Raw genomic sequence first — 26,422 nt, forward strand, 5'->3', positions numbered from 1 at the left:
CTGGTGATCACTCGGACTCGAAGAGCGCTTCGTTCACCTGCGCAGCGGTGATCGAGCCGACAACCTCGCCGTCTTCGACCACCCTCAGCGGGACCGTGGAGCTGAGAATCTGACTGGCCACCGACGCCACAAACACGCGACCGTCGACCTCGCCCTCGGCGTCATCCGAGGCTGAACCCATCAGGGTATGAACCCGGAGCAACTTGGCCCGAGAGACGTTCTTGGTAAACGCCGCGACGTAGTCCGAACCCGGGTTGGTGATCAACTCCTCAGCGGTGCCCAACTGGTCGATCACCCCGTCGCGCATGATGGCGATCCGGTCAGCGAGACGGATGGCCTCGTCGAAGTCGTGCGTGATGAAGATGATCGTCTTCTGCAACGTCGACTGGAGCCGGAGGAACTCATCTTGCATATCGCGTCGGATGAGGGCATCGAGGGCGGAGAACGGCTCATCGAGGAACCAGACATCAGGCTCAACAGCCAGTGAGCGACCGATGCCGACACGCTGCTGCTGTCCGCCGGAAAGTTCCCTGGGGTAGTAATCGCCCCGTCCGTGCAGCCCGACGAGATCGATGATCTCGAGGGCCCGCTCGTTCCGGGTGGCCAGGTCGACACCCTGGACTTCAAGCGGAAAGGCAACATTTTCGAGCACCGTGCGGTGCGGAAACAGTGCGAAGTGCTGGAACACCATGCCCATCTTGTGCCGGCGAAGTTCGACCAACTCCCGTTCGGAGGCGGCACGCAGGTCCTCGCCGTCGAAGTCGATCTCGCCGGCGGTCGGCTCGATGAGACGAGACATGCAGCGGACGAGGGTGGACTTCCCCGAGCCACTCAGACCCATCAGCACGACGAGCTCACCCTCGTGGACCTCCAGCGAGGCGTTTCGAACGGCGGGGATGTAGCCGCCCTCCTTGATGGTGGTCAGGTCGGGCTCACCGTCATGGGACGCCAGAAACTTTTCGGGATCTGGCCCGTAGAGCTTCCAGACGTTCCGGCAGGCGAGCTTGGGCTGGTTCATCGCGTCGAACCTCGTCGGGAAACCGGCGGTCCGGCTGGCCGCCGCACTCTAGTGCTGAAAAGGAAACAGCGCCCTAGCCACTGATAGGTTCCGCGGCCGTCCGGGATCGACAGGGGAGAGCGAACCGTGAAGATCGCCGAGGTTGACGTGTTTCAGCACGACCTCCCCGTGCGAGGGCCCGAGCAGGGTGTTCCGTACCGGATGGCCCTCCAGGACCAATGGCATCTGGACACCACCATCGTGCGCCTCGCCTGCGACGACGGCACGGTCGGATACGGCGAGACCTGTCCGCTGGGATCGACCTACCAGCCCGAGCATGCCCTAGGCGCCCGAGCCGCCCTGGCGGAGATGGCTTCTCACCTGATCGGCTTGGATCCCACGGCCATCGGTCGGGTGAACTCCGCTATGGACGAGGTGCTGATGGGACACCGGTACGCCAAGGCGGCCGTCGATGTGGCCTGCTGGGATGCCACAGGCAAGGCCTACGGGATCCGGGTCTGTGACTTGCTGGGCGGCGCGGTCCGGGAACGGGTGCCGTCGTACCACGGCGTTCTGATCGCCTCGCCGGAAGACTCCGCAGCGGACGCTGACCGACGACAGGCCGAGGGCTTCCCGCGGATCCAGCTCAAAGTGGGAGGTCGTCCGGTGGCCGACGATGTCGCCGCGCTACGGGCCGTGGCGGCGACCCTGCGGCCTGGGGTTCGCCTGTCGGCCGACGCCAACAAGGGGTGGACCACCCGCGACGCCATCCAGGTTTCCCGGGCCTGTCGTGACATAGCGATGGTGCTCGAGCAGCCCTGCCTGAGCTACGAGGAGACGGCTTCGCTGGTAGGGAAGGTCTGCCATCCGATCTACCTCGACGAGTCGGCTACCGACCTGATGGCCGTGGTGACGGCCATCAGCCAACGGGTGGCCGACGGGTTCGGCATGAAGGTCTCTCGGGTCGGGGGCATCAGCGCCATGCGGGCTGTGCGCGACGTGTGCGCGGCGGCCCGTCGGCCCCACACGGTCGACGACACCTGGGGGGGCGACCTGGTCGCCGCGGCCAGCCTGCACGTGGGAGCCACAGTGGACCCGGCGAACTTCGAGGGAACTTGGATCGCCGAGCCTTACGTGGACGGCCACTACGACGATAAGCATGGGATCCACCTGGACAGGGGCTGGATCGACCTGCCCCCTGGCCCGGGCCTGGGTATCACCCCGGACGAGTCCCAGTGGGGCGATCCGGTGATGTCGTTCCGCTGACCGGGTGATGCTGGATCAGCGTCCGGCCAGGTCCACCGCCTTGCTCCCCGGGGTCTTCTAGTCGACCTTGCCGGTGGCCAGCATGGGCAGGACTGCTCGGAGGTGGACGGTCTTGGGTACCTTTGACGAAGGTATCTTCCTCGCAAGAGAACCTTTCCCGAGGAGTTGGAATCGCCATGGCCACCATCGACGACATCGACCTCACAGACCTCGACGTGTTCGTCGAGCGGATGCCCCACGACTGGTTCGACCTACTCCGCCAGGAAGCACCGGTGTGGCGTCACCCGGCCACCGACGAGCACCCGGAACCGTTCTGGGTGGTTTCGTCCTACGAACACATCTCCGAGGCCCACCGGTCAGGGACCCTGTTCTCCCACCAGACCGGGCCGGGACGGGACGGTGCCGGCGGGGTAGCCCTGAACGACATCGCGCCCGGCCGCGGCCCGGGCCTCCAAATGGTCATGACCGACCCGCCCCAGCACACGAGGTACCGCAAGCTGGTCAACACCGGGTTCACGCCGCGCATGGTCCGACGCATGGAGGACGTCATGCGGCTCCGCACGACCATCATCCTGGACCGGATCTGCGAGCAGGGGACGGCCGACTTTGTGTTGGACGTGGCCGCCGAACTCCCCCTGATGGCTATCGCCGACATCATCGGGGTACCTGACAATGAACGGCACCTGCTACTGGACTGGAGCAACCGGACTATCGGTGGAAGCGATCCTGAATACATGGACGAGGGTGCCGAGGAAAATCACAGTTCTACCTACGAGAAAGCCATGATCGAGATGGCTACGTACGCCCACGGCCTGTCCGACCGCAAGCGCACCGAGCCAGAGGATGACCTCTGGACGGTCCTCACGTCGGCCACTGTGACGCTGGACGACGGCACGACGTCCGAGTTGACCGACATCGAACGGGACCTCTTCTTCACCCTGCTGCTGGTGGCCGGTAACGAGACGACTCGCAACGCCATCAGCCTTGGCCTGATGGGCTTTCTCGACCATCCCGACCAGTGGGGTCCACTCACCGAGGGGGCCGAGATGGACGAGGTCGCCGTGGACGAGATCCTGCGGTACACCAGCCCGGTCAACTACTTCCGGCGTACGGCCACCGCGGACACGGAGCTGGGGGGCCAGCAGATCCGGGCCGGAGACAAGGTGACCCTCTGGTACCCGTCGGGGAATCGGGACGAGAAGGTCTACGACGACCCCCACCGCATGGACCTGACCCGTCACCCCAACCACCATCTGGCTTTCGGTGGCGGCGGTGCCCACTATTGCTTGGGGGCGAACCTGGCCCGTCTGGAGCTGAAGCTAGTGTTCGAGGGCCTCGCCCGGCGGATGCCCGACATCGCCTCTACCGGTCCGGCTGACCGGCTGCGGATGAGCTTCGTGAACGGGATAAAGCACCTTCCGGTCGAGTTCACCCCGTCCGAACCCGTACTGGTCCCCTGACGATCGTTGCGGTCTTCGTTCCGGTTAGCGGGTAGAGCCGGGTGGGTTTCGGAACCGCACGCCCTCTGGGCGGGGTTCGGCGCATCGTTCCAGAGCGGCGGCCCAGGCCGGCGAGGCGCCGAGTGCGCTACGTAGGCCGCGGACCAGCAAGCGCCCACGGGTGACGGCTCCCCGGCGGGGTGAGACACCGATGGCTTCCAGTATCGGCCTCGGGATGGTGGCCGCCGCGGCGTCGTGGATGATCCGGTAGGCCGTCCGCACCGGACCAGATAAGGGAGGTCCGGAGAGGAAGGCGACGGCGTCGTCGCCGGCCGGGGAACGGCCCAGGGACGGGTGCCCGGCCAACCAGGTTTTCAACTCGTCGGCACCGGCCGGCAGTGGTGCAGCTTCCATACGCTCTCCCAGGCGAACCTGCTCGGCCACGTAGGCGTCGGCCTGGGCGTCCGACATGGGTTGGGGTCCGAAGGTGCGATGAGCTACCAGGAACGAATCCACCAAGGCGTTGTGGACCCAGGCTGCCATCTCCGGGTCGGCAGCCGAATAGGTGACGCCCCGGTGCGAGGTTCCCGACACCGGGCTGTGCCGCCGACGTACCAGGGCGACCGCTGCGTCCACCTCGGGCAAAGACCCGTAGGCGGTGGCCGTTACGTAGGCCGCGGTGCGAGACAGGCGGCCTAGTGGGTCGTCCCGGTACGAGGAGTGGTCGCCCACCCCGGCGGCCACCTCGGGATGGGCGGCCTGGACCAGAAGGGCCCGGACCCCGCCGATGAACGTTGAGCAGTCGCTCATCACCTGCCAAGTCGTCGACGTCGGTCCGAACAGGCCAGGGTCACCCTGGTGGGCGAACGTGTCGGCCAGCGGGTCGGGGGCGTGGCTGAACAGCCCGACAGCCGCCTCGGTGACTCGTCGGCGCCAGATGGCCGGAGTCGGGGAGCGGTCGTTCACCGCAGCCTGGTGGTGGGCGTGGACGACAGCCCGTCGCCGGCCAACTCGGCCACGGCGGGCACGGGATCCGGGTCGGCGAACATCTCCGGGTCGTCGGGCCGGAACCCGAGGTCACGGCCGCCGGTAGTCCACCACGACGCCTCCAGGGCGATGCCGCTCACATCGTGGAAGTAGATGGAGCGCAGGATGTGGTGGTCCACCACCGGTGTCACCTCGCAGCCTGCAGCCATCAGGCGTTGCTGGAGGGCCACAAGGGCCGCCTCGTCGTCGACGGCGAACGATACGTGGTCGAACTGGATAGCCCGTGACGAGGGTGCACCCGCCGGCTTGGAGAACGTCTCGGCATCCGGAACCTCAAAGAAGGCGATGGTGTTCCCCGGGCCGAGCTCGAAGAAGTAGTGGCGCATCGGTCCGGCCCGCAGTGTGGCGACTAGCGGCATGCCGAGGACGCCGACGTAGAAACGAACTGTGGCGTCCATGTCAGGGGTGACCAGGGCCAGGTGGTGGACGCCACGCCAGTCCGGAGGCGTGGATCGGTTGCTTAGCGTCACGGACTCAACCCCCGGTGGTGGTGTCGTTCGACTCGCTCGCCACGGGCGGAGGGGGGAGACCGGTCTCTCCCTCGCGGAGGAGCAGAAACTCGATACGGCGGTTGGCTGCCTTGCCGGTCTTCGTCAGGTTGTCGGCGATGGGGTCGGTGTGGCCGAGGCCCAGAGTGATCAGCCGGTCGGGCTCCACGCCACGGGCCAGTAATTGGGTGCGGACCGCCTCGGCCCGGGTAGTGGACAGGCGGAGGTTGTCGCCAGGCGACTTCTCGTCGCTGTCGGTGTGGCCGATGATCTGAACCCGAATGGTCGGCTCGAACAACAGGAAGGCGGCCAGCCGGTCGAGCGTGGGTACCGACTCCAGGGTGATCCGGTCGCCGCCGCTCTCGAACTGGATCGGCGGATGGGCGGCCACCGCGCTCAGGCGGGCCTGGAGTACCAGGTCGGCCAGGGCGGCTGGGAGGTCGGGGAGCGTGGTGGTGGTGATCGTCTCTTCGATTGTCGGGGGGACGTATAGGCGGTTCTGGACGCTAATGACGTCCGGTTGGGCGAAGGCCACTCGCTCGGCGGCTTCCTTCAGTTCGTCGGTGGCCACCCGGCCCTCCAGAATCACTGTCCAGTCGACGACCCGGACTTCGACTGTTGGCAGGCCGGCCTGGACCATCGCCCCCTGGACGGAGGCCGTGAGGTCCTGCTCGGTCGCCCGCTCCTCGGTTGGGGCATTGGTCCCCAGGGCGATAACAGCGAAGAAGGCGACGAGGACGGCCACGGCGATCCAGGTGGAGCGACTACCCAAGGCGTCGGCTAGGCCGGCCCGGGGTATACGCCGGGATCGCCGTCCGAGGCCGAAGGCGGGACCGAAGTCCCGGTTTCGGCGGTCCCGGGGGTCCCGCATCGTTCCGGTCACGGCTGGACACCGATCGTCGTGCGCACGATGTCAGGGTAGGGGCGCAGTGGCTAATGGGGGAGGCCGCGATGTCGGCCGGGACCTCCTAGAGGTCTGCCAGGGGGGCCACGACGGCGTCGGCGAACTTGGCCAGCGCGTCCGCGGTGTCCCGGAGGAAGAGGAAGGAGGGCACGACGACGCGGCCGACCCCTAGGGCCCGGAGGCCCTCCGCCGCCTGCACCGGGTCCTCGCCTGTCGCCAGGTCTCCAGCCCACGTGATCTCGATGCCATCGGGGTCACGCCCGTGTGCCTCGGCCTCCTGCCGCATCACGTCTATTAGGTGGCCCAGGTCGCCTCGCCCAGGCCAGAAGCCGTTACCGAGCCGCCCCGCCCGGCGGGCCGCAGCCTCGGTGTGTCCACCCACCACGATGGGCACGTTGCCCGAGACTGGTTTGGGGTTCGACGAGACCCCGGCGAAGGAGGTGAACTCACCGTCGAACGCCACGCTGTTGCCACTCCATAGGGTGCGCATGACCTCCACGTACTCGTCGGTCCGGGCGCCCCGGCGCTTCCAGGGGATCCCGAGGGCGTCGAACTCCTCCCGCAGCCATCCCACGCCGATGCCCAGGTCTACCCGGCCGCCGGTCAGCTGGTCCATGGTGGCCAGTTGCTTGGCTAGCACCAACGGGTTGCGCTCGGGGAGGATCAGGATGCCGGTGGCCAGCCGAATGGTCGAGGTGTGGGCGCCGACCCAGGTCAGCCAGGTCAGGGGTTCGGTTAGGTCGGTGTCGGGGGCCATCATCATCCGGCCCGAGTCGTCGTAGGGATAGGACGACTCGTAGTCGTCCGGATAGATGACGTGTTCGACCGTCCACAACGATTCGATGCCGGCTTCTTCGGCGGCTGTGGCTAGGCCGACGGCTCCCTCGGCGGTACCGAATGGCCCGATGTTGGCGAACGCGATCCCGACCTTCATGGCTCTCTCCGGCGTCGTGGCGGCTGACTGGCCGAGTCTGACCGGTGGTCCTGACCGGGGCCCCATCCGGCCCAACTTTGCCTCGGAATGGCTGGACGAAGCGGATGCGGCCTAAGATCTGACGGTGCGTCAGAAACTTTGGGGAACTCGACTGGCATGACGATCGCCCAACCCGCACCCTCCGGGGCCCGCACCGAGATCCCCCCGATCATTAGCGTCGATGACCACATCGTGGAGCCGCCCCACCTGTGGCAGGAATGGCTTCCTGCCCGGTACCGCGACCGCGGCCCTCGGGTCGAACGGCGTCGACTGGGCGAGATGAAGTGGGTTGGCGGGGCGAAGATGTACGAGTACGAGCTGGACACGCCCGACGCCCCGTGGTGCGACATCTGGTTCTACGAAGACCTGGTCCACCCCAACAAGCGGCACGTGGCGGCCGTGGGTTTTGAGCGCGACGAGATGACCATGGCGCCTATTACCTACGACGAGATGCGACCCGGCTGCTACGACCCGACGGCCCGGGTGGCCGATATGCAGGCCAACCACGTCGAGGCGTCGCTGTCCTTTCCCACGCTGCCCCGGTTCTGTGGCCAGACGTTTTACGAGGCCACCGACCGGGACCTCGGGTTGGCGTGTGTGCGCGCCTACAACGACTTCATGATCGAGGAGTGGTGCGGCGACTCAGACGGGGCCCTTATCCCCCTCATCATCATCCCGCTGTGGGACGCCGGGCTGGCCGCCGACGAGGTGCGTCGTAACGCCGAACGGGGCTGTCATGCCGTGTGCTTCTCCGAGATCGCCCCCAACCTCGGGCTGCCCTCCATCCACACTGGCTACTGGGACCCCTTCTTCGCCGCCTGTCAGGACACCCGGACTACCGTCAACATGCACATTGGCTCGTCCTCGAAGATGCCGGCTGCCTCGCCCGACGCCCCACCAGCCGTGGCCGCATCGCTCAGCTTCAACAACGCCATCGCCTCGATGAGCGACTTCCTGTTCTCCGGGGTGCTGGTTCGCTTCCCGGAGCTCACCCTGGCCTATAGCGAGGGCCAGATCGGCTGGATCCCCTACATCCTGGAACGGGCTGACGACGTGTGGAAGGAGCACCGGGCGTGGGGGGGCGTGGCCGACACCATCCCCGAGCCCCCCTCCACCTACTACTACCGCCAGATCTACGGTTGCTTCTTTCGCGACAACCACGGACTGCGGTCGCTGGACGAGGTCGGGGTCGACAACATCACCTTTGAGACCGACTACCCCCACACCGACACCACTTGGCCCCACACGAAGCAGGTGGCCGAGGAGATGATGGGCCACCTTCCGGCCGACGTGGTGTGGAAGATCGTGCGGGGTAACGCGGCCCGCATGCTCAGCCTCGACATCGAGCCCTGCCCGACGGTCTGACTTCCGGTCGGTCGCCCGCCACGGCCCAAGGCCAACGGGACGAGGTCCGTAGACTGCCTCCATGGCCGAGACAGCGGCGACCGATACCCAGCCGGCCACCGGCCCGTTAGACGAGGTAGACCCGGGGGCCGGCGAGCGCCTGTCGGCCCTCCTGCTGGAGCCGGACTGCGCGCCTGGTATCTGGGCCTCAGTGGACTCCGGCGAGATGGACCACCTGGTCCCCGAACTGCTGGCTCTGCGGATGGAACAAGATCCCATCCACCGGCATAAGGACGTCCTCAGCCACACGATCGCCGTGGTGGGCAAGACTGAGCCCGAGATGACGGTGCGTCTGGCCGCCCTGTTTCACGACATCGCCAAGCCCCGCACCCGCTCCTTCGAGCACGGCGGCGTGACCTTCCGCCACCATGAGGCGGTGGGAGCCCGCATGACCCGACGGCGCCTGGTCGCCATGGGCTACGACGAGATGTTGGTGGACGACGTGGCCGAGCTGGTCCGGTTGTCCGGTCGCTTCAAGGGTTACGCCGATGGCTGGTCGGACGCCGCGGTTCGGCGGTACGCCCGGGACGCCGGGCCGTTGCTCGGCCGCCTCAATCACCTGATCCGCTGCGACTGCACGACCCGTAACCGGGAGAAGGCGGCGGGCATCCAGGCCGCTATGGACGACCTGGAGCACCGAATCGCCGAACTGGCTGAGGAGGCCCGACGGGCTGCCGAGCGTCCGGGCCTAGACGGTGCCGACGTGATGGCCCACCTGGGCATAGGACCAGGTCGCGACGTCGGCCGGGCTCTGGCCTTCTTGCTGGAGGTCAAACGGACCCAGGGCGACCTGCAGCGCCCAGACCTAGAGGCCCGCCTCGACGCTTGGTGGGCCGACCAGGCCTAAGTCCACTGGTCAGTTGCCAGACGTTTCGAAGAACACCTTGTCCACTAGCCAGTCGCCCACCTGCGACATCCCGGCGTCGGACAGGTGCACGCCGTCGTTTCGCATCTCGCGTTCCTGCTCCGTGCCGTTGGCCCCGATGAAGTCTCGGTAGGGCACGGTCGTCACGTACCGGAGGTCCGCCGTGGCCTCCCGGACCAACGCGTTAAGGGCGTCGATCCGGTCGGGGTGGTTTTGAGGGCGGATCTCACGCCGAATGTGGGCTCCCTCCAGCCAGTACACGTGCGCACCGGTCGAACCCAGCACCTCACTAGCCAGCCGGTACTCGGCCGAGATGTACTCGTCGTAGGCGGGGACACCGATCCATACCCAGTCCTCGCCAAGCGACGGGACCAGCCGGTCAGTCACGTCCCAGGCCGTCACGTGGCCCATCACCACGTCAGGACGGAAGGCCTTAACGGCTGATGGCCACGAGACCACCTCGGGGTCCAGCATCACGTGGGTGGGGACGGGGTCGTTCCACGCCGAGCAGAGCTCACCCACTGGCCCTTCGTCGCCCTCGGGGATCCGCTTAAGGCCGTGGCGACCCACGATGCACCCCAGGTGGGCCTCGTTCAAGACCACCATGCGTCCCGGGTTGTCCACGGCCCACCCGCACAGGGCCTCTCCGATCTGGAGGGCCACCGAGTCGCCGACCACCAGGACCCGGACCCGTTCGTCGGACGGCGGCGGCAGCAACCCCTGCTCGGTACACGGGCTGGTCGACGGGGCGAACGCCCCGGCCTCGGCCGGCCGGGTATTGACCCACAACAACCCCACCAGGATTAGGACGACGGCCGTGGCTCCGGCCGCTGTGCCGCTTATCGCCGAAATCGGTCGGTCGAGTAGCGGGAACCGCCGTCGCATGACCGGCTGTTCCACCAGATAGAAGCTGGCCGCGGCCAGAGCGAAGGTGAGGGCTAGGTGCAGCCAGATCAGGTTGTTGCCTTCGATAACCGACACGCCGGGCACGAGGCGAGCCGCCCGGGTCGGGGTGACCAGCAGGTAGATCGGCCAGTGGTACAGGTAGAGGCCGTAGCTGATCTTTCCCACCCAGCGGATGAGTCTGGACTCGAGGAACCAGTGCAGCGGACCGACTGTTGGCCGGTCCACGCCGTAGCAGAACCACCCGATCCCCACGCCCAGGAGGTAGGGCCAGTGGTCGAACGGGGCGTTGCCCCGGGCCACGCTGACCACCGCCCAACCGGCCGTGAAGAGCCCGGCGTAGAGGGCGCCGCAGACCAGCCGGCTGGCCCATGGGGCGTCGTCGGCCGACAGGGCACTGGGTAGCCGGCTGTGCCAGGCCCGTTCACCGGGCTGAGCCACCCCGTAGATCATCAGGCACGAGACGGCGGCCACTAGCAGGAAGCCCCCGTATTCGAACATCCAGGCGTCGCGTTCGGAGATCTCGAAGATGGCCCACGAGAAGAAGATCGTCGCCCCGTAGGCCCCGACCACCCACACCAGCTGGCCGGCCCGGGTCCGGACCGGCCCGTACATGCGGACGGCAACGGCCAAAATAATGCCGGCGAACAGCGAATGGGCCCGGGTGTCAGTTCCGTAGTACACGCGGGAGGGATCACCGTGTCCTGGGTACAGGTGGCTCATCCACCATGTAGAGAGGATGGTGCCGGCCACCATGGTGACCAGCAGGGCCAGGTTGGCCCGTCGCCGGAAAAGGGTCAGCACAGTAATCAGGTAGAGCGGGGCGAAGATGTAGAACTGCTCCTCGATCGAGAACGACCAGACGTGGCGGAGCGGCGAGTGGTGGAAGTCCTCGAAGTAGGAGGTGTCGGAGAAGATCTCGTACCAGTTGGCGCTGTAGGTGAGGGTCGAGAAGATCGCGCCGGTCCAGCGGGCTATCTCGCTGGGCGGGACCACCAGCACCAGGTACAGGGTCAGCATTCCCAGGGCCAGGAACAGGGCGGGCAGGAGGCGCCGGGCCCGGCGTCCCGCATAGGCCTTCAGGTCGATCCGCCCGGTGGCCTCGAACTCGTTCAGGGCGATGGAGATGATCAGGAAGCTGGACAGGGTGAAGAACAGGTCGATGCCTAGGATCCCGCCGGAGACTGTGTCGGTAGCCGCGTGGTACAGCAGCGGGCCGACGACCACCCAGATCCCTCGGATGCCGTCGAGGCCGGGAATGTAGGAGAAGCGGGGGCGCGCCTGGTCGGCCATGGTGTCGGAACCTACCGGGAGCCGTCGTGGCGACCGATGGCCGCGGTTGTCGTCACTGACACGGTGTTAGTAGGCGCCAGGTGCGGGTTCCGCCCACGTCGCAGAACCGCTCGTCCACAACGGCGCCCGGGGTGGGGTCGCCGGGTCTGGTGGAGTTGTTGGGCTCCGTCCAGCCGTCGAACCGGTCGGTGAGGACCAGCAGGTCGGCTGAGGCCAGTGAGGCGGCCAACCCGCCGCCATGACGGTTGGCCAACCCTGGATTCATTTCCAGGTGGCGGCTGGCTGGGACCAGGTCGGGGAGCAGGAAGTAGAGGAAGGTGTCGCCGTAGTTGGTGCGCGACAGGTCCGCCGGGCCCACGAAGATCCGGTCGCCGGGTCGGGTTAGGGCATCTGCCATCGACACCACAGTGTCCACCTCGGTAGCCACGTCGGCTGTGGCCCTGCCCAGGGGCAGGATTCGCCCGTCGTGGACCACGGTGGTCGTGGCCCCGTCAAAGGGCCGGTCGGTGAAGGCCTGAGCGGTGAACCGGCCGATGTGGTGGGGGGCCACGGCGACTAGCCCACCGAGCACCACCAACAGGGCTATCGGTGGTGCCAGGACCCGGGTTCGGCTGCCTAGCCGTCGTCCCATGGGAACGGCTAGGGCTACCACGGCGATGGCTACGGTGAACGTGCCCACGAATTTGAGGTGGTTGGGGCTGGGGCGTTGTAGTGCCATGGGCAGCAGTGCCACCGACAGGGCCACTAGAACGCCTATCCGGGTCCTACCTGACCCCCGCCAACGCCGGGCCACCACGACTAGCACCAGGGTTCCGACGATAAGCAGCCAGAACAACGCCGCTATCTGGGCCGGTCGGTCCAGTCCGGGCAGGCTTTCCGGCCCGCGGACCAGGTCGTCCAGCCGGGCGAAAAAGTCGCCGCTGTCCGACGGGTCGGGGGGCACGGGGAGCTGTCGTCCGGCCCGGAGGCGGAAAACTGGATCGATCACCATGCCTTCGAACATGGCCCGGGGTCCGACCAGCACGAGGTGGAGCAAGAACGGTGAGAGGCCGGCTACGGCTCCCGTCCCCAGCCGGGCTCTCCGCTCGGGGTCGGCGGCTAAGAAGGCTGGGACAACGACCACTAAGGCCGCCGGAATCAGGACCACCTGGTGGAAGGCGGCCAGGCCGCACAGTCCGGCTCCCACGGAGGCCCGTCGTCCGTCGTCGCCCTCAAGAACTAGGGCTGTACCGGCGATCAGCAGGCCCAAGCCGGCGATCCACGGGTAGGCCACCAGCCCAAACGGGACGATGACTGCCCATGAGGCCAACGTGGCACAGGTCGCTGTCCCCCGGCCCCAGTGGCGGCACAGCCGGTGGATACCCCATAGGAACGCGAGCCGGTAGGCCAGGCCGACTACTCGCTCCACGGCTACCGACGTGCCCAGCAGCCAGAAGGCGCTGGCTACCGTCCATGCCGTACCCGGGGCATAGAGGTACTCGACGTCGGCGTGAGGGAGGCGACCGTCAAGGATTCCAGCTCCCACCACCAGGGCGTTGGCCTCCTCCATGGAGGTGGCGCCAGTTCCGAACATTCGGGCCAGCGGTATTGCTACGGCGATGGCCGGTACGAGCAGTGAGGCCGCTTCGGTCCACGGGAGGGCCGACCACCGCGGCCGCGGGATGTTCCGGCGCCCGGCGACCTCCATGGCTGGCGAGTCTACGAACCGCTGGGTCGACGACCGGACCGGTCCCGGAGCCCGGTCAGGCCAAGTTGACCGGGCTCAGTCTCCAGCAGCCCAGTTTCCAGGTCAGCCACCGGTGAATGTTCGGAGTGAGACAGTGAGATCTGGGTGAAACGGGGGTGGCCCTACAAGTTGTTTACCCGAGTCAGGACCCCGTCTTTGGCGGTGCATGCGGTCGGCGGGTACCGTCACGGACCCACGTAGGACGGAGCCGACGGCGAGCCACCGAGCGACCCGGCGGCGGAGGAGGTGTGCCGTGAAGGCTTTCGCGCCGGACCGGATCCGCAACGTGGCCCTGGTTGGGCCGCCCGGGTCAGGCAAGACATCCCTGGCTGAGGCGATGCTCTACCGGGCTGGAGCCCTCAAGCGGGTGGGACGGGTGGAGGACGGGTCGACCGTCTGCGACCACGAGCCGGAGGAGAAGGAGGCCGGGCACTCACTGACCACTGCGCTGGCCACCCTGGAATGGCATGACCACAAGGTCAACCTCCTGGATACGCCCGGAACGTTCGACTTCGCCGGCGAGGCGGTGGGTGCCATGGCGGTCGCCGACCTGGCCGTCTTCGTAGTGGATGCCTCTAGTGGTCTTGACCACGCCACGGTGGACCTGTGGCGTCAGGCTTCTGTCCGCCGGTTGCCGCGCCTGGTATTTGTGAACAAGCTGGACCGGGAGTACACGAGCTTCGAACGGGTCCTCGCCGAGTTGCAGGACGCCTTCGGGGCCGGTGTCGCCCCCCTAGAGATCCCGATCGGCGAGGCCGAGTCGTTTCACGGCATCGCTGACCTCCTCACCGATACGGCCTGGATCTACGACAGTGGTCATGCCGAGTTGGGCGAGATCCCGGAGGAGATGAAGGAGCGCGAGCACCAGGTCCACGATTCGCTGATCGAGAACATCGTGGTGGCTGACGACGACCTGCTGGAGCGGTTCCTGGACGGCGACGTCCCGTCTCTCGAGGAGTTGGAGAAGGTGCTGGGGCGGGGCGTGGCCGACGGCACAGTGTTTCCGGTGGTCTGCGGGTCAGCCACTATCCCCATCGCTGTGGACCGCCTCTGCAACTACATCGTTGAGGTTGGGCCGTCGCCGATGGACCGGCCCGCCGTCCCGGTGACTGTGGGCGGGACAGAGGTCGAGGTGGTCCCCGACCCGTCGGCCGACACCCTGGTCCAGGTCTTCAAGACCGCTGTCGACCCCTATCTGGGCCACGTTTCCTACTTCCGGGTCTTGACCGGCACGGTGAACCGCGACCTCCACCTGTCCAATGGTCGGACTGGCGACAACGAGCGGTTCCGGAACGTGATGACCCTGCAGGGTGGCGAGTCGCTCAACGTGGATGCGCTGCCGGCCGGTGACATCGGAGCGGTGGCCAAGCTCCACGGGACCCTGACTGGAGACACGCTCTCAGCCGGGGGCCGCGCCGCCGCGCCCCCCATCGGCTTCCCGTCGCCTGTGCTGTCGGTGGCCGTCTCGGCGAGGAACCGTAACGACGAGGACAAGCTGGCTAATGCCCTGCACCGCCTGGTCGAGGAGGACCCGGTGCTGACGGTCACCCGCAACGACGAGACTCGCCAGACACTGCTGGGCGGGTTGGGAGAGACTCACCTGCGCAACGTGGTGGCCCGCCTGGAACGTAAGTTCGGCGTCCAGGTCGACAAAGAGGACGCCCGGGTGGCTTACCGGGAGACCATCACCGGCACCTTCAGTGCCGAAGGCAAGTACAAGAAGCAGAGCGGCGGCCACGGGCAGTTCGGTGTCGCGTCGATCCGGATCGAGCCACTGCCCGCCGGGTCGGGTTTTGAGTTCACCGACGAGGTGAGGGGCGGAGTGATCCCCCGGCAGTTCATCCCCGCCGTAGAAGCTGGCATCGTCGACGCCATGGCCCACGGGGGCTCCTCGGGCTACCCGGTGGTCGACGTACGGGCTGCCGTGTTCGACGGCAAGCACCATGCCGTCGATTCCTCCGAGATGAGTTTCAAGATGGCTGGCCGCCTGGCCTTCCAGGAGGCGCTAGGCGGGGCCCGTCCGGTGGTGCTGGAGCCCGTTTCAGCCGTCGAGGTGACCATCCCGTCGGACTGCCTGGGAGACGTCATGGGTGACCTGTCGTCGCGTCGGGCGACGGTGCAGGGCTCGGACATGGACATGTGGGGCGACCAGGTGATCATCGCCATGGTTCCCGAGGCCGAGATGATGCGCTACTCGATCGATCTGCGCTCCATTACGGGAGGTCGGGGCCGGTTCACGATTCGGCACGACCACTACGCCCAGGTTCCGGCCGGGGTTTCTGTCCCGGCGCCTCCCGAGCGCTGATCGGGCAGGTCTAGGCGTCGGCCGGGATGGACACCGTCTCGGTGTCGATCCCAGAGCGCAGAACCCGTCCGGGCAGCGACCCCGTCGGCGTGGACGCCTCCACGGTGCAGGTGCCGTTGACGTAGACCCGGTCGACCCCGTGGGCCTCGGCGTAGAGACGCGAGCTGTCGCCCGGCAGGTCGTGCCGCAGGTGGAACTCACCGGCTCCGACGGCCCGTGGGTCAAAAATCACCAGGTCGGCGTGCCATCCCTCCACAATCCGGCCCCTTTCGCGGAGCCCGAAAAAGCGGGCCGGCACGTCGGTCATGTGGGCCACTGCGGCTTCCACCGAGGCCAGCTGCCGACCCCGAAGGCAATCGGCCAGCCACTGGGTGGTGTAACTGGCGCCGGCCATGCGGTCGAGGTGGGCACCGGCGTCCGAGCCACCGATCATTACGTGGTCGTGGTCCCAGGCTGCCTGGCGCATGATCCAGCTGGCCGGGTCGTCGTCGGTGGGCCCTGGCCACAGGACGGTCTGCAGGTCGTCGGCGAGCACGATGTCCAGCAGCGTGTAGAAGTCCCGCTGACCGCGCTGGCGGGCAATGTCACCGACCAGGTGTCCCTTGAGACCCTCGTTTTCGACCGAGTGCGTATCGCCGATGCGGTACAGGCCCCACCCGGTCAGTCGCGAGAACACCCCGGCGTCCGGTGAGGCGGCCCGTTCCTCGAGAAAACGGCGGGTCTCGGGGTCGGCCAGAGCTGCCATCTTCTCGCCGTGGGGGAGGTTCATCACGTCGCCCCAGTCGGGCAGTGAGTAGAGGGCGCAGAACGTGTGAAAGTGCATGTTCATGCCCACGAGGATGGGCATGGTCAGGGCCATGGCCCTTCCTCCGGTCTCTGCCACCCGGTCGCAGGCCGCCAACTGGTTCCGGTAGTCGTCCGGTCGGGCGGCGTCGATGGTCAACACGTTCCAGTTGACTGGTCGTCGGCCGGCCAGCGACATACGGGACATCAGGTCGACCTCGTCATCGCTGAAGCCGTTCAGGCATCCGTCGGCCACCCACTCCAGAGTGGTGCCCGGGTGATCGGCGCACACGGCGCTCAGGGCGACCACCTCGTCGACGGCCGCTGTGCGGGACGGGACAGGGAGCCCGTCGCCGTCGGTGTGGGTGAACGAGCGACTGGTTGAGAAGCCCAGGCCGCCGGCTTCCAGCGATTCGGCCAGGAGGCTCGTCATCTGGGCCAGCTCGTCGGGGGTGGCCTCCCGGCTGACGGCATCGTCCTTCATGACCGTCCGGCGGATGGCGCTGTGGCCAACCATTCCGGCCACGTTCACGCCCAGGTTCCCCTCGAAGCGGTCCAGGAAGCTGCCGAAGGAGCGCCAGTTCCAGTCCACACCTGCCGACAGGGCGTCGGGGGACATGCCCTCCACCTTGACCAGCATGGCGGCCAGGTAGGCGGCGTCCGAGTCGTCGCCCAGGGGGGCGATGCTGAAGCCGCAGTTGCCCATGACCATGCTGGTGATTCCGTGATGGGACGACGGCGTGGCGTACGGGTCCCAGAAGAGTTGGGCGTCGTAGTGGGTGTGGGGGTCGACGAAGCCGGGGCACACGATCCGGTCGGCGGCATCGACCGTCTCGACGGCCTCGGCTTCAGCCAGGTGGCCCACCGCCGCGATGCGGCCGTCGGTGACGGCCACGTCGGCCCGGAACCCCGGTTCGCCCGAGCCGTCGATCACCGTGCCACCGCGGATGATTAGGTCGTACATGGGGGCGAGGCTAGCGGTGGGCCGGTATCGATACCTGACGGAGCGTCAGGTTTTCGGTCCCCGATGAACGGTCCCGCGGGTCGCCAGCCGGGCGACCCGTGGACGAGGATCCTCCGATGGGCGAGAGGATCGACAGGCTGCTGGTGGACCTGACGTTGGCGGAGAAGGTGGCGCTGATGGGGGGGCGTGACCTTTGGTCGGTGCAGCCGGTGGATCGCCTGGGCATTCCGTCGCTGAAGGTCACCGATGGTCCGAACGGTGCCAGAGGGACCGGCATGTTGGGTACGGGCACGCCGTCGGTCTGTATTCCCTGCGGTACGGCGTTGGGGGCCACCTGGAATCCGGAGTTGGTCGAGGAACTGGGTGGAGTACTGGCCGCGGAAACCCGGGCCCGCGGATGTCACGTGTTGCTGGCCCCGACTGTCAACCTGCACCGAACCCCGCTAGGGGGGCGGAACTTCGAGTGCATGTCGGAGGACCCGTTTCTGACCGGTCGGATTGCCGTCGGCTTCATCCGCGGTGTGCAGGCCGGTGGCGTTGGGACCACGGTCAAGCACTTCGTTGCTAACGACTCCGAGTTCGAGCGCACGACGATCTCCTCGGAGGTGGATGAGCGGACCCTGCGGGAGGTTTCGATGCGTCCATTCCAGATGGCGGTCGCTGAAGGCGGCGCATGGGGTGTCATGGCCTCCTACAACCGGGTCAACGGGACGTACGCGGCCGAGAACAGGTGGATGCTGGACACCGTCCTCCGGGGCGAGTGGAGTTTCGACGGGATCGTGGTGTCGGACTGGTTCGGCACCAGGTCGACTGGCCCCTCGGTTACTGCAGGGCTGGACCTCGAGATGCCCGGACCGCCGCATTGGTACGGAGAGCGGCTCGTCGAGGCAGTCGAGGCTGGTGAGGTCCCCGAGTTGGCATTGGATAGAGCGGCCCGGCGGCTACTCCTCCTGGCCGAGCGGACCCGAGCCTTTGAAGAGCCTCACTTACGGGAAGAGGAGGAGTTGAACGAACTGGCTCACCGGCTGCTGGCTCGGCGGGCTGCCGCTGAGGCCATGGTCCTGTTGAAGAACGACCAGCTACTCCCACTTGAGGTCGACCGTTTGAGCAACCTGGCGGTGATCGGCCCGAACGCCGCGGCGGCGATGATCATGGGAGGTGGTTCGTCAGCCCTGGTTGCCCAGCATGAGACCTCACCCCTTGATGCCCTGGTCGACCGCTTGGGGGAACGCCTGGAGATCCGTTACGAACCCGGGGTTGTTACCGACAGGTCGGCCCAGCCGCTGGGCGGACGGACCACTGAACGGTCCGACGGTCAGCGGGGATTCGACGTGGTCTACTTCGACTCCACCGACTGGACGGGCCCCGAGGTGGGAACCTCAACCTTCCGGGATGGTCGGATCCTCCACTTCGACCGGGTCCCTGGAGTGTCCGACCTGCGGTCCTTCTCATTCCGGGCAACCACCACGTTTACCCCTGCGGTCGACGGTAACCACGCCCTCACGCTGGTGCAGGCCGGGCGGGCCCGACTGCTGGTGGACGGCCAGGTGGTGGTTGATGGGATCGCTCAACCCATGCCACTTGGTGAGGAGTTCTTCGGGATGGGGAGCGTTGAGGCGGACGCCGCCGTCCCTATGGTCGCCGGTCGACCTGTCGAGGTGACCGTCGAGTGGACGTCGGAGGGGGCGGCGTTCATAAGCGGCGCCAAAGTTGGCGTGCGGACGCCCTCGCCGGACGACCTCATGGACCGGGCCGTGGCGGCAGCGACCGAGGCCGACGTTGTCGTGCTCGTGGTTGGCACCAACCATGACTGGGAGACTGAGGGCCGGGATCGGGAGTCGATGGACCTGCCCGGTGATCAACCTGAGTTGATCCGGCGGGTGTGTGCGGCGAACTCGGACACCGTGGTCGTCGTTAACGCGGGATCTGTGGTTACCAGCGATTGGGCAGATGTTGCGCCTGCTGTGCTCCAGACGTGGTTCGGAGGCCAGGAGATGGCCGACGCCCTGGTGGACGTTCTGGTCGGGGACGACGAGCCGTCGGGTCGCTTGCCCACCACGGTGCCCCATCGCTTGCAGGACACGCCGGCCTTTCTCCACTATCCGGGCGAGAACGGTCGGGTGGTCTACGGCGAGGGGTTGTTCACCGGCTACCGCTGGTATGACGCACGAGACTTGCCGGTGGCCTTCCCGTTTGGTCACGGTCTGGGCTACACGGAGTTCTCCTGGGGGGAGCCCTCGCTGGGTGAGGTCCCGACCGTGGCCGATTTGGAGTCGGGGGCCACCCTGTTGGTCACCGTGCCGGTGACCAACGTCGGCGACCGGGCGGGCTCCGAGGTCGTGCAGTGCTACGTGGCTCCCCTAGCTCCGCGCTTAACCCGACCGGTGAGGGAGTTGCAGGGCTTTGCAAAGGTGCGCCTGGAACCGGGGGAGTCCACGGACGTCGTCGTCGTACTTGGCCACCGTGCCTTCGCCTACTGGGACCCCGGGGATCCCGGGTACTCCCAACGTTCGTCGAAGTCCCCCGTGGCCGCCGGTCAGGGGGTGGCTTCCCGCGACGAGCCCGGCTGGCACATTGATCCGGGGTCCTGCGAACTACATATCGGACCGTCGTCGGCCGACATCCGGGCCATTATTCCGCTCGATCTACGGTGAGCTTTTGTACCTTTCGGGCCTTCCACGCCGCACCGGTTGACCGGTAGTCTCGAGGACGACAACCAGCCGGGGAGCTCGGGCCTGATGCCGGGCTGAGAGGGCAGCGACCGTCGCCATCGACGGGGGCGCTGTCGACCCGACCAGAACCTGCTCCGGGTAATGCCGGCGAAGGGAGAGCCCATGGTCCGTGCCCGATCCTCCGCCTTCGGCTCGGGGTTCCTGGTGCTGGCCGTCCTGGTCGGATCAGCCTGTGGGGGGACCGACCCCATCACGTCGGTGCCGCTCAGCTCTGGTGATGGGTCGGCTGAACTGTCGCCCATCGGCCCGGTCACCTTGGTTACCCACGACTCGTTCTGGGTCTCGGAGGGAACGTTGGCTGCTTTCACGGCCGGGACCGGTATCGAGGTCGTCCTCCGGACGGCCGGTGACACCGGTCAGATGGTTTCGACGGCCATTCTCACCGCCGGCGACCCGATGGGCGATGTGATGTTCGGTGTCGACAACACCTTCCTCCAACGTGCGCTGGACGCCGACCTCTTCGAGTCCTACCGGTCGCCGGCCTTGGCCGACGTACCGACCGCTTTACAACTCGACCCGTCGCACCGGGTCACGCCGATCGACTTCGGCGACGTGTGCGTCAACTACTGGATCGACCGCTTCGACGATGGCCATCTTGCGCCCTCCACGCTGGCCGACTTGGCCGACCCGGCCTATGCCGACCAGTTGGTGGTCCAGAACCCGGAGACCTCGTCTCCCGGGCTGGCCTTCTTATTGGCCACCATTGCCGAGTTCGGCGACGGTTGGGAGGACTACTGGGCTGCCCTCCGCGACAACGGCGTGGTGGTGACAGCTGGCTGGGAGGACGCCTACTACGGCGAGTTTGTGTCCGGAGGTGGGAACCGACCGATCGTGGTCAGCTACGCGTCCAGCCCGCCCGCCGAGGTGATCTATGCCGACCCGCCGGTCGATACCCCGCCCACCGGGGTGGTTACCGACACCTGCTTCCGCCAGGTCGAGTTCGCCGGGATCCTGGCCGGAACGCCGAACCGGCTCGCAGCTGAGATGCTGGTCGACTTCCTCCTGTCGCCCACCTTCCAGGAGGACATTCCGCTGAACATGTTCGTGTTCCCGGCCCTGTCGACAGCCATCCTGCCGCCGGCTTTCGTGGACTTCGTGGAGTTGGCTGACGATCCGCACGTACTGGACCCGGCCGAGATTGAGGCCAATCGCAACACCTGGACCGAGCGGTGGACCGAGATCGTTCTGCGCTGAGTCCGTGGCGCCGATCAGGAAGGGTGGGCTGACGTGGGCCCGGTCCGATGGGCGGCGCGGGTGTTGTGCGTCGTCGTGCCTGGCGCCTTCCTGGGAGTCTTCTTCTTGTATCCGGTGGGGACGATTCTGGTCCGGGGACTGGGGGCCGACGGCCTAGACGGGCTCCTCGGCCTTCCAGGGCGGGCCTCGTTCCGGGGGGTGGCGTGGTTCACGGTTTGGCAGGCCACGGTGTCCACCCTGCTCACCGTGGTCGTGGCCCTGCCCGGTGCCCACCTGCTGGCCCGGCGCCGGTTTCGGGGCCGGGCGCTGTTCCGGGCGGCCACCACCGTGCCGTTCGTCCTGCCCACCGTGGTAGTTGGCGGAGCCTTTCTGGCCCTGTTCGACCGCTTCGGCTTGGTCGACGGCCCGTTCCGGGCGACCCGCACCGTGTGGGCCATCCTGGTCGCCCACGTCTTCTTCAACGTGGCCGTGGTGTTGCGCACTGTCGGCGGCTTCTGGGAGGGCCTCGACCACCGACCAGAAGAGCAGGCCCGGGTCCTGGGGGCCACGCCGTGGCAGGCCTTCCGGTGGGTCACCCTGCCCCGGCTCTGGCCGTCGATCGCCGCTGCCTCGTCGATTGTGTTCCTATTCTGTTTCACCTCGTTCGGGGTGATCTTGATCCTCGGCGGGCCGACCCGGGCCACCCTGGAGACCGAGGTGTGGCGCCACGCTGTGTTCAGAGGCGACCTGACCTCCGCGACGGCCCTGGCTGTGGTTCAGTTGGCCGCCGTCTTGGCCATGGTCGTGGTGGCCAACCGTCTCCAGCGGCAGCGAGCCGTCGGCCAGCGGCCGGTCCACCGAAAGGTTCCCCGGGCCGAGGCCCGGCTGCTGGCCGGGAACCTGGGCCTGCTGGGAGCGGTGCTCGGTCTGCCGGTCGCTGTACTGGTCGAGCGGTCGCTGGCCACCGACGGTGGCTGGTCGCTGAGCAACTACGCCGCCCTGGCCGACCGGGTCAACCTGCTTCCCGTCTCGGCGATCGAAGCGTTACAAAACTCGCTGCTGTTCGCAGTGGTGGCCACTGGCCTGGCCGTCTTGGTCGGAGGCCTGGCCTCACTGGTCGTGGTCCACGGCCGGCGGGCCGCGTCCCGGGTCTTCGACTTGGGGATGATGCTGCCGCTGGGCGCCTCGGCGGTCACCCTGGGGTTCGGCATGCTGATCGCCCTAGACGAGCCGCCCCTGGACCTACGGTCGTCGCGGTGGCTGGTGCCGGTGGCCCACGCCCTGGTCGGTGTGCCGTTCGTGATGCGGACCGTGGTGCCGACCTTGCGGGGAATCGACAGTCGACTCCGGGAGGCCGCCGCGACGTTGGGGGCCTCACCGGCCCGGGTCCGGCGCGAAGTGGACCTTCCAATCGCCGCCCGGGCCCTGGCCGTGGGGGCCGGGTTCTCGTTCGCCGTTTCGCTGGGGGAGTTCGGGGCCACCTCGTTCCTGCCCCGCAACCCCGACCGGTTGACTGCCCCGCTGGCCCTCTTCCGCCTCTTGGGTACACCCGGGGAGACCCTGCGGGGCCAAGCCATGGCACTGGCCGTGGTGCTCATGGTCCTGACCGCCGCCTCAGTGCTGGTCATCGAAGGTTGGGGACGTCGGGGCAGCGTTCGGGGGGACCTGTGAGCCTCCGAGTGGAGGGCCTGACGCTGGCCTTCGACAGTGTGCTGGTGCTGGACGGCATTGACCTCGAGGTGGCCGAGGGCGAAGTGGTGGTGTTGTTGGGACCGTCGGGATGCGGCAAGAGCACCCTGCTCCGGGCCATCGCTGGCCTGGAGCGTCCCTCGGCGGGACGGGTCTGGTGGGGTGACGAGGACCTGACCGTTGCGGCCACCCACCAGCGGGGCATGGGCCTCATGTTCCAAGACCACGCCCTGTTCCCTCACCGCGACGTAGCCGGCAACGTGGAGTTCGGCCTGCGGGTAGCCGGGATGCCCGCCGACCAGCGAGCCCACCGGGTGCGGCGGGTGCTGGATCTGGTGGGCCTTCCGGGCTTCGGCGACCGCCGGGTCGACACCCTGTCGGGCGGGGAGGCCCAGCGGGTGGCGTTGGCCCGGTCACTGGCCGCCGGGCCCCGACTGCTGATGCTCGACGAACCGCTGGGCTCCCTGGACCGGGCCCTTCGGGAGCGGCTCACCGCCGAGCTGGGAACGCTGCTACGGCGCCTAGGCCAGGCCGTGGTCCACGTCACCCACGACCACGACGAGGCCTTTGCCCTGGCCGACCGGATCGCCGTGATGGGGGGTGGCCGCCTGGTCCGAGTGGGGACACCGGCCGAGGTGTGGGCCGATCCGCGGTCGGTGCATGCCGCCCGGTGCCTAGGCCACGAGAATCTCGTCGACCTGGATGGCGACGGTGGGTGTGCCCTGGGTCGCCTGGGCGACGGGCCAGGCACTGTGCTGGTCCGCGGCGACCGCCTAGTTGTCCGACCCGCACCTCCGGCCGGTGGGCTGGTGGGCGAGGTCCGGCGTACCTCGATCCGGGGTGGGCGGACCCTCCTTGACCTGGACGTGGCAGGCGTCGCCATCCGGGCCTGGTGGGACGGGCCGACCGTCGTTGGTGACCGGGTGGAGTTGGTCCTGGCTGACGGGGCGGTCGTGCCCCTGGCCGGGTAGGCCGCTCAAGCCCCGTCAAAATGGGGGGCCAGGTCGGTCTTGACCACCTTGCCCAGGGCGTTTCGGGGAAGGCCGTCGAGCACCAACATCCGGGATGGCACCTTGTAGTGGGCGAGATGTTCCCGACAGAAGGCGACTACGGCTTCAGGCAGCGTGTCCGGGTCGACGTCGTCGGTGGCGACCAGGGCGGCCACGACGGCCTCGCCCAGGCGGTCGTCAGGTACCCCGAGGACGGAGGCCTCCCGCACCCCCGGGTGGTCCAGCAGCACCCTCTCCACTTCAGCCGGGTAAACGTTGGCCCCGCCCCGCAGGATCATCTCGGTCCGTCGGCCCCGGACCACCAACTGGCCGCCATCCAGGAAACCGAGGTCACCGGTGTGGAGCATCGCGCCCCGCAGAGCCTCCGCGGTGGCCTCGCCCCGGTTCCAGTAGCCGAGCATCGGGGTCCACGAGCCGGCCCAGGGCCCGTGGTCGGCCGGAGCGATACAAACCTCACCCGTTTCGTCCGAGGGGATCTCCCGGTCGTCGTCATCGACGATCACCACACGGACCGGGTCGAGGGGGTAACCGGCGCCGTCGGACCGGGTCGGGAAGTCCGCACGTTCCCGGGTCACCCCGGACGGGGCCTCGGTCAGGCCGTAGCCGATGGTGGCCGGGGTGCCGAACTTCTCCCGCCAGGCGGCCCGCAGCGCCGGAGGAGAGTGGCCGGCACCGATGATGGTCTGGGACAGAGGGGCCAGGTCGTCACCTGCTACCCCAGGGTGGGCCACCAGGTCGTGGGCCAGGGTAGGTACCAGGGTGATCCGGTTGATGCGCTGTTCCCGGATGTCGGTGGCCAGACCCACGGGATCGGATCGGTCCAACAGGACGGCTGTGGTGCCCCGGAGGTACGACCACAGTGGTCCCAGGACGAGAATGTTCAAGATGGTGAGAGCGAGCACCGTGCCGTGCCGTTCGTCGTCCCGGGCTGGTGCCGAGGTACGGCTGGAGATGCCCGGCCACAGCAGGTTGTGTTGGGAGTGCACGGCACCCTTGGGGCGTCCCGTGGTCCCCGAGGTGTAGGCGATAGCCGCCGGGGCGTGGGGGTCCACGTCGACAGTCGGAGGGGGCTGACCGGCGGCCACCAGGTCGGCCCACGTACCAGACCCGTCGCCGGGATCGACAGTGAGCGTTTGGAGATCATCGGAGGCGACGGTCTGTTCGGGACTGGCGATGAACAGGGAGGCCCCGGTGTCCTCCAGCATCCACCGGGCCTCCGGCGGAGCCAGGTTGGTGTTGATGCCCAGCCAGACGGCCCCCAGACGTTGGACAGCCAGGAACGCCTCAACGACAGCCGAGACGTTGGGAAGCGACAAGGCGACCCGGTCACCCGACTGGATACCGAGGGCGGCCAGACCACCGGCCGCTGCCGTCACCCGCCGGTCCAACTCGGCGTAGGTCAGGGAGAGGTCACCCCACACGAGAGCCTCCCGGTCAGGGTGCTCAACCAGCCCCCGGTCGAGGCAGGCGGCCACCGTGGACGGCCCCTCCGGAAAGGGGGAGGGAGTGGGGCGGTCCACCAAGCCCTGGTGGTCCACAGCGGGTCGTGGGTGAGGCACAAAAGACGAGGCTAGGACCGATCGGTTTGGCTCAGCTGCCTGTGTCATAAGCCATTGGTTCGGCACGCATCCAGTTACGTACACCTTGGTCTCCCGGACTCGCATCGGTAGGAAGTTCGGGTCTACGGTTCCGAATTACGAGATGTGGGAACCATCCCAATCATCTCGAAATAACGGTGTTTTGACTACGAGGGGAACTGTTCCATGAGGACTCGACTGCGCAGGTTGACCCTACTTTTGGCGGCTTTCGCGCTTATGGCAGGAGCCTGTGGCTCCGATGAGGCCGAGACCACGACGGCTGCTCCGGCGGCTACGACGGCTGCTCCGGCGGCTACTACGGCTGCTCCGGCTACTACGGCTGCTCCGGCTCCCGAGGAGGTCGGCACGGTTGCTGACCATCTTGGTGATGGTTCGTTGGGCACCGTTGAGGTGGGTTCCGGCGAGGACATTCAGATTCGTTCGCTGAACGCCATTTCTGGCGATGTGGCGTTCTTGGGTATCCCGAACCAGCGCGGCGTCGAGATGGCCATTGCTGATTACGGGTCCATTGGTGGCCATGACGTGTCGATGGGTACTGGTCTTGATGACTTGTGCTCAGCTGATGGTGGCCAGGCGGCTGCCCAGACGATCGTGGCTGACGAGCAGGTTGTCGGTGTGATTGGCACGAGTTGTTCGGGTGCGGCGGCTGCTGCGGCTCCGTTGATCTCTGAGGCCAACATGGTGATGATCTCGGGTTCGAACACCAGCCCGTCGTTGACCAGTGACCTGGCCGGCACGGCAGGTTCGAACAACTACCCGGGCTACTACCGCACAGCGCACAACGACCTGTACGGGCGCTGCGGCGGCTGGTTTTGCTATCGAGGTGCTTGGTGTGACGTCGGCGGCGGCCATCCATGATGGCG

Annotated in this window: 19 protein-coding genes and 1 riboswitch; of the genes, 10 read left to right on the plus strand and 9 right to left on the minus strand. The window is 67.4% G+C overall.

Annotated elements, in window-relative coordinates:
• Positions 1-7 precede the first annotated feature (7 nt).
• The gene (locus MK181_07540) at positions 8-1,018 is read right to left on the minus strand and encodes a glycine betaine/L-proline ABC transporter ATP-binding protein (GenBank protein ID MCH2419653.1); all 1,011 of its coding nucleotides are present in this window, start codon (positions 1,016-1,018) and stop codon (positions 8-10) included.
• Between the two features lie 126 nt (positions 1,019-1,144).
• Between MK181_07540 and MK181_07545 the strand changes: the two genes are divergently transcribed.
• Both MK181_07545 and MK181_07550 read left to right on the plus strand, forming a co-directional pair.
• Entirely contained in the window at positions 1,145-2,263 is a 1,119-nt protein-coding gene (locus tag MK181_07545) for a mandelate racemase/muconate lactonizing enzyme family protein (protein MCH2419654.1), read from the plus strand.
• A 176-nt stretch (positions 2,264-2,439) separates the two neighbouring features.
• A complete protein-coding gene (locus MK181_07550; GenBank protein ID MCH2419655.1) occupies positions 2,440-3,723 on the plus strand; it encodes a cytochrome P450 in 1,284 nt (427 codons plus the stop codon).
• 24 nt (positions 3,724-3,747) lie between these two features.
• Here MK181_07550 and MK181_07555 read toward each other — a convergent pair whose 3' ends face one another.
• The 4 genes from MK181_07555 to MK181_07570 all read right to left on the minus strand — a co-directional run bounded on the left by MK181_07555 (position 3,748) and on the right by MK181_07570 (position 7,075).
• Positions 3,748-4,668 (minus strand): DUF2236 domain-containing protein, encoded by a 921-nt coding sequence (locus MK181_07555; GenBank protein MCH2419656.1) that lies wholly within the window; start codon positions 4,666-4,668, stop codon positions 3,748-3,750.
• The gene (locus MK181_07560) at positions 4,665-5,219 is read right to left on the minus strand and encodes a VOC family protein (GenBank protein ID MCH2419657.1); all 555 of its coding nucleotides are present in this window, start codon (positions 5,217-5,219) and stop codon (positions 4,665-4,667) included. The genes MK181_07555 and MK181_07560 overlap by 4 nt, the downstream gene beginning before the upstream one ends.
• A 4-nt stretch (positions 5,220-5,223) precedes the next feature.
• Complete coding sequence (locus tag MK181_07565) at positions 5,224-6,120, minus strand: OmpA family protein (GenBank protein MCH2419658.1); 897 nt, start codon at positions 6,118-6,120, stop codon at positions 5,224-5,226.
• Positions 6,121-6,205: 85 nt separating this feature from the next.
• Entirely contained in the window at positions 6,206-7,075 is an 870-nt protein-coding gene (locus tag MK181_07570; protein ID MCH2419659.1) for an LLM class F420-dependent oxidoreductase, read from the minus strand.
• Between the two features lie 156 nt (positions 7,076-7,231).
• Between MK181_07570 and MK181_07575 the strand changes: the two genes are divergently transcribed.
• Both MK181_07575 and MK181_07580 read left to right on the plus strand, forming a co-directional pair.
• Positions 7,232-8,479, plus strand: a complete 1,248-nt coding sequence (locus MK181_07575; GenBank protein ID MCH2419660.1) for an amidohydrolase — start codon at positions 7,232-7,234, stop codon at positions 8,477-8,479.
• Positions 8,480-8,540: 61 nt separating this feature from the next.
• Complete coding sequence (locus MK181_07580) at positions 8,541-9,365, plus strand: HDIG domain-containing protein (GenBank protein MCH2419661.1); 825 nt, start codon at positions 8,541-8,543, stop codon at positions 9,363-9,365.
• A gap of 9 nt (positions 9,366-9,374) precedes the next feature.
• Here the strand turns inward: MK181_07580 and MK181_07585 are convergent, their stop codons facing one another.
• Both MK181_07585 and MK181_07590 read right to left on the minus strand, forming a co-directional pair.
• Entirely contained in the window at positions 9,375-11,579 is a 2,205-nt protein-coding gene (locus MK181_07585; protein MCH2419662.1) for an acyltransferase family protein, read from the minus strand.
• 52 nt (positions 11,580-11,631) lie between these two features.
• The gene (locus tag MK181_07590) at positions 11,632-13,266 is read right to left on the minus strand and encodes a hypothetical protein (GenBank protein MCH2419663.1); all 1,635 of its coding nucleotides are present in this window, start codon (positions 13,264-13,266) and stop codon (positions 11,632-11,634) included.
• A 292-nt stretch (positions 13,267-13,558) separates the two neighbouring features.
• On the opposite strand from MK181_07590, the gene fusA reads away from it, so the two are divergent.
• Entirely contained in the window at positions 13,559-15,610 is a 2,052-nt protein-coding gene (gene fusA / locus MK181_07595) for an elongation factor G (GenBank protein ID MCH2419664.1), read from the plus strand.
• Between the two features lie 10 nt (positions 15,611-15,620).
• On the opposite strand, the gene MK181_07600 is transcribed toward fusA, so the two are convergent.
• Entirely contained in the window at positions 15,621-17,357 is a 1,737-nt protein-coding gene (locus tag MK181_07600; GenBank protein ID MCH2419665.1) for an amidohydrolase family protein, read from the minus strand.
• A gap of 116 nt (positions 17,358-17,473) precedes the next feature.
• Here MK181_07600 and MK181_07605 point away from each other — a divergent pair, with 116 nt between their 5' ends.
• The 4 genes from MK181_07605 (at position 17,474) to MK181_07620 (ending at position 23,922) form a co-directional block, all read left to right on the plus strand.
• A complete protein-coding gene (locus MK181_07605) occupies positions 17,474-20,011 on the plus strand; it encodes a glycoside hydrolase family 3 C-terminal domain-containing protein (GenBank protein ID MCH2419666.1) in 2,538 nt (845 codons plus the stop codon).
• A gap of 66 nt (positions 20,012-20,077) precedes the next feature.
• A riboswitch (TPP riboswitch) is annotated at positions 20,078-20,186 on the plus strand.
• A 5-nt stretch (positions 20,187-20,191) separates the two neighbouring features.
• Positions 20,192-21,283 carry a thiamine ABC transporter substrate-binding protein gene (locus MK181_07610; GenBank protein MCH2419667.1) on the plus strand — a complete coding sequence of 364 codons (1,092 nt, stop codon included), beginning with the start codon at positions 20,192-20,194 and terminating at the stop codon, positions 21,281-21,283.
• A gap of 33 nt (positions 21,284-21,316) precedes the next feature.
• Positions 21,317-22,933, plus strand: a complete 1,617-nt coding sequence (locus MK181_07615; protein ID MCH2419668.1) for an iron ABC transporter permease — start codon at positions 21,317-21,319, stop codon at positions 22,931-22,933.
• Positions 22,930-23,922: an ABC transporter ATP-binding protein gene (locus MK181_07620; GenBank protein ID MCH2419669.1), complete on the plus strand. Its 993-nt coding sequence runs from the start codon at positions 22,930-22,932 to the stop codon at positions 23,920-23,922. The genes MK181_07615 and MK181_07620 overlap by 4 nt, the downstream gene beginning before the upstream one ends.
• 5 nt (positions 23,923-23,927) lie before the next feature.
• Here MK181_07620 and MK181_07625 read toward each other — a convergent pair whose 3' ends face one another.
• Entirely contained in the window at positions 23,928-25,520 is a 1,593-nt protein-coding gene (locus MK181_07625) for an AMP-binding protein (protein MCH2419670.1), read from the minus strand.
• A 225-nt stretch (positions 25,521-25,745) separates the two neighbouring features.
• Here MK181_07625 and MK181_07630 point away from each other — a divergent pair, with 225 nt between their 5' ends.
• Positions 25,746-26,417, plus strand: a complete 672-nt coding sequence (locus tag MK181_07630; GenBank protein ID MCH2419671.1) for an ABC transporter substrate-binding protein — start codon at positions 25,746-25,748, stop codon at positions 26,415-26,417.
• The last annotated feature ends 5 nt before the right edge of the window (positions 26,418-26,422 follow it).

The sequence above is a fragment of the Acidimicrobiales bacterium genome (genome assembly GCA_022452035.1).
In the GTDB taxonomy this organism is placed as follows: domain Bacteria; phylum Actinomycetota; class Acidimicrobiia; order Acidimicrobiales; family MedAcidi-G1; genus UBA9410.

Bases quoted from the DNA above. Each gene is read 5' to 3' on its own strand.
- MK181_07575 (MCH2419660.1), top strand. From the start codon at position 7,232: ATGACGATCGCCCAACCCGCACCCTCCGGGGCCCGCACCGAGATCCCC.
- MK181_07570 (MCH2419659.1), bottom strand. From the start codon at position 7,075: ATGAAGGTCGGGATCGCGTTCGCCAACATCGGGCCATTCGGTACCGCC.
- MK181_07590 (MCH2419663.1), bottom strand. From the start codon at position 13,266: ATGGAGGTCGCCGGGCGCCGGAACATCCCGCGGCCGCGGTGGTCGGCC.
- MK181_07580 (MCH2419661.1), top strand. From the start codon at position 8,541: ATGGCCGAGACAGCGGCGACCGATACCCAGCCGGCCACCGGCCCGTTA.
- MK181_07550 (MCH2419655.1), top strand. From the start codon at position 2,440: ATGGCCACCATCGACGACATCGACCTCACAGACCTCGACGTGTTCGTC.
- MK181_07600 (MCH2419665.1), bottom strand. From the start codon at position 17,357: ATGTACGACCTAATCATCCGCGGTGGCACGGTGATCGACGGCTCGGGC.
- MK181_07610 (MCH2419667.1), top strand. From the start codon at position 20,192: ATGGTCCGTGCCCGATCCTCCGCCTTCGGCTCGGGGTTCCTGGTGCTG.
- MK181_07540 (MCH2419653.1), bottom strand. From the start codon at position 1,018: ATGAACCAGCCCAAGCTCGCCTGCCGGAACGTCTGGAAGCTCTACGGG.
- MK181_07605 (MCH2419666.1), top strand. From the start codon at position 17,474: ATGGGCGAGAGGATCGACAGGCTGCTGGTGGACCTGACGTTGGCGGAG.
- MK181_07585 (MCH2419662.1), bottom strand. From the start codon at position 11,579: ATGGCCGACCAGGCGCGCCCCCGCTTCTCCTACATTCCCGGCCTCGAC.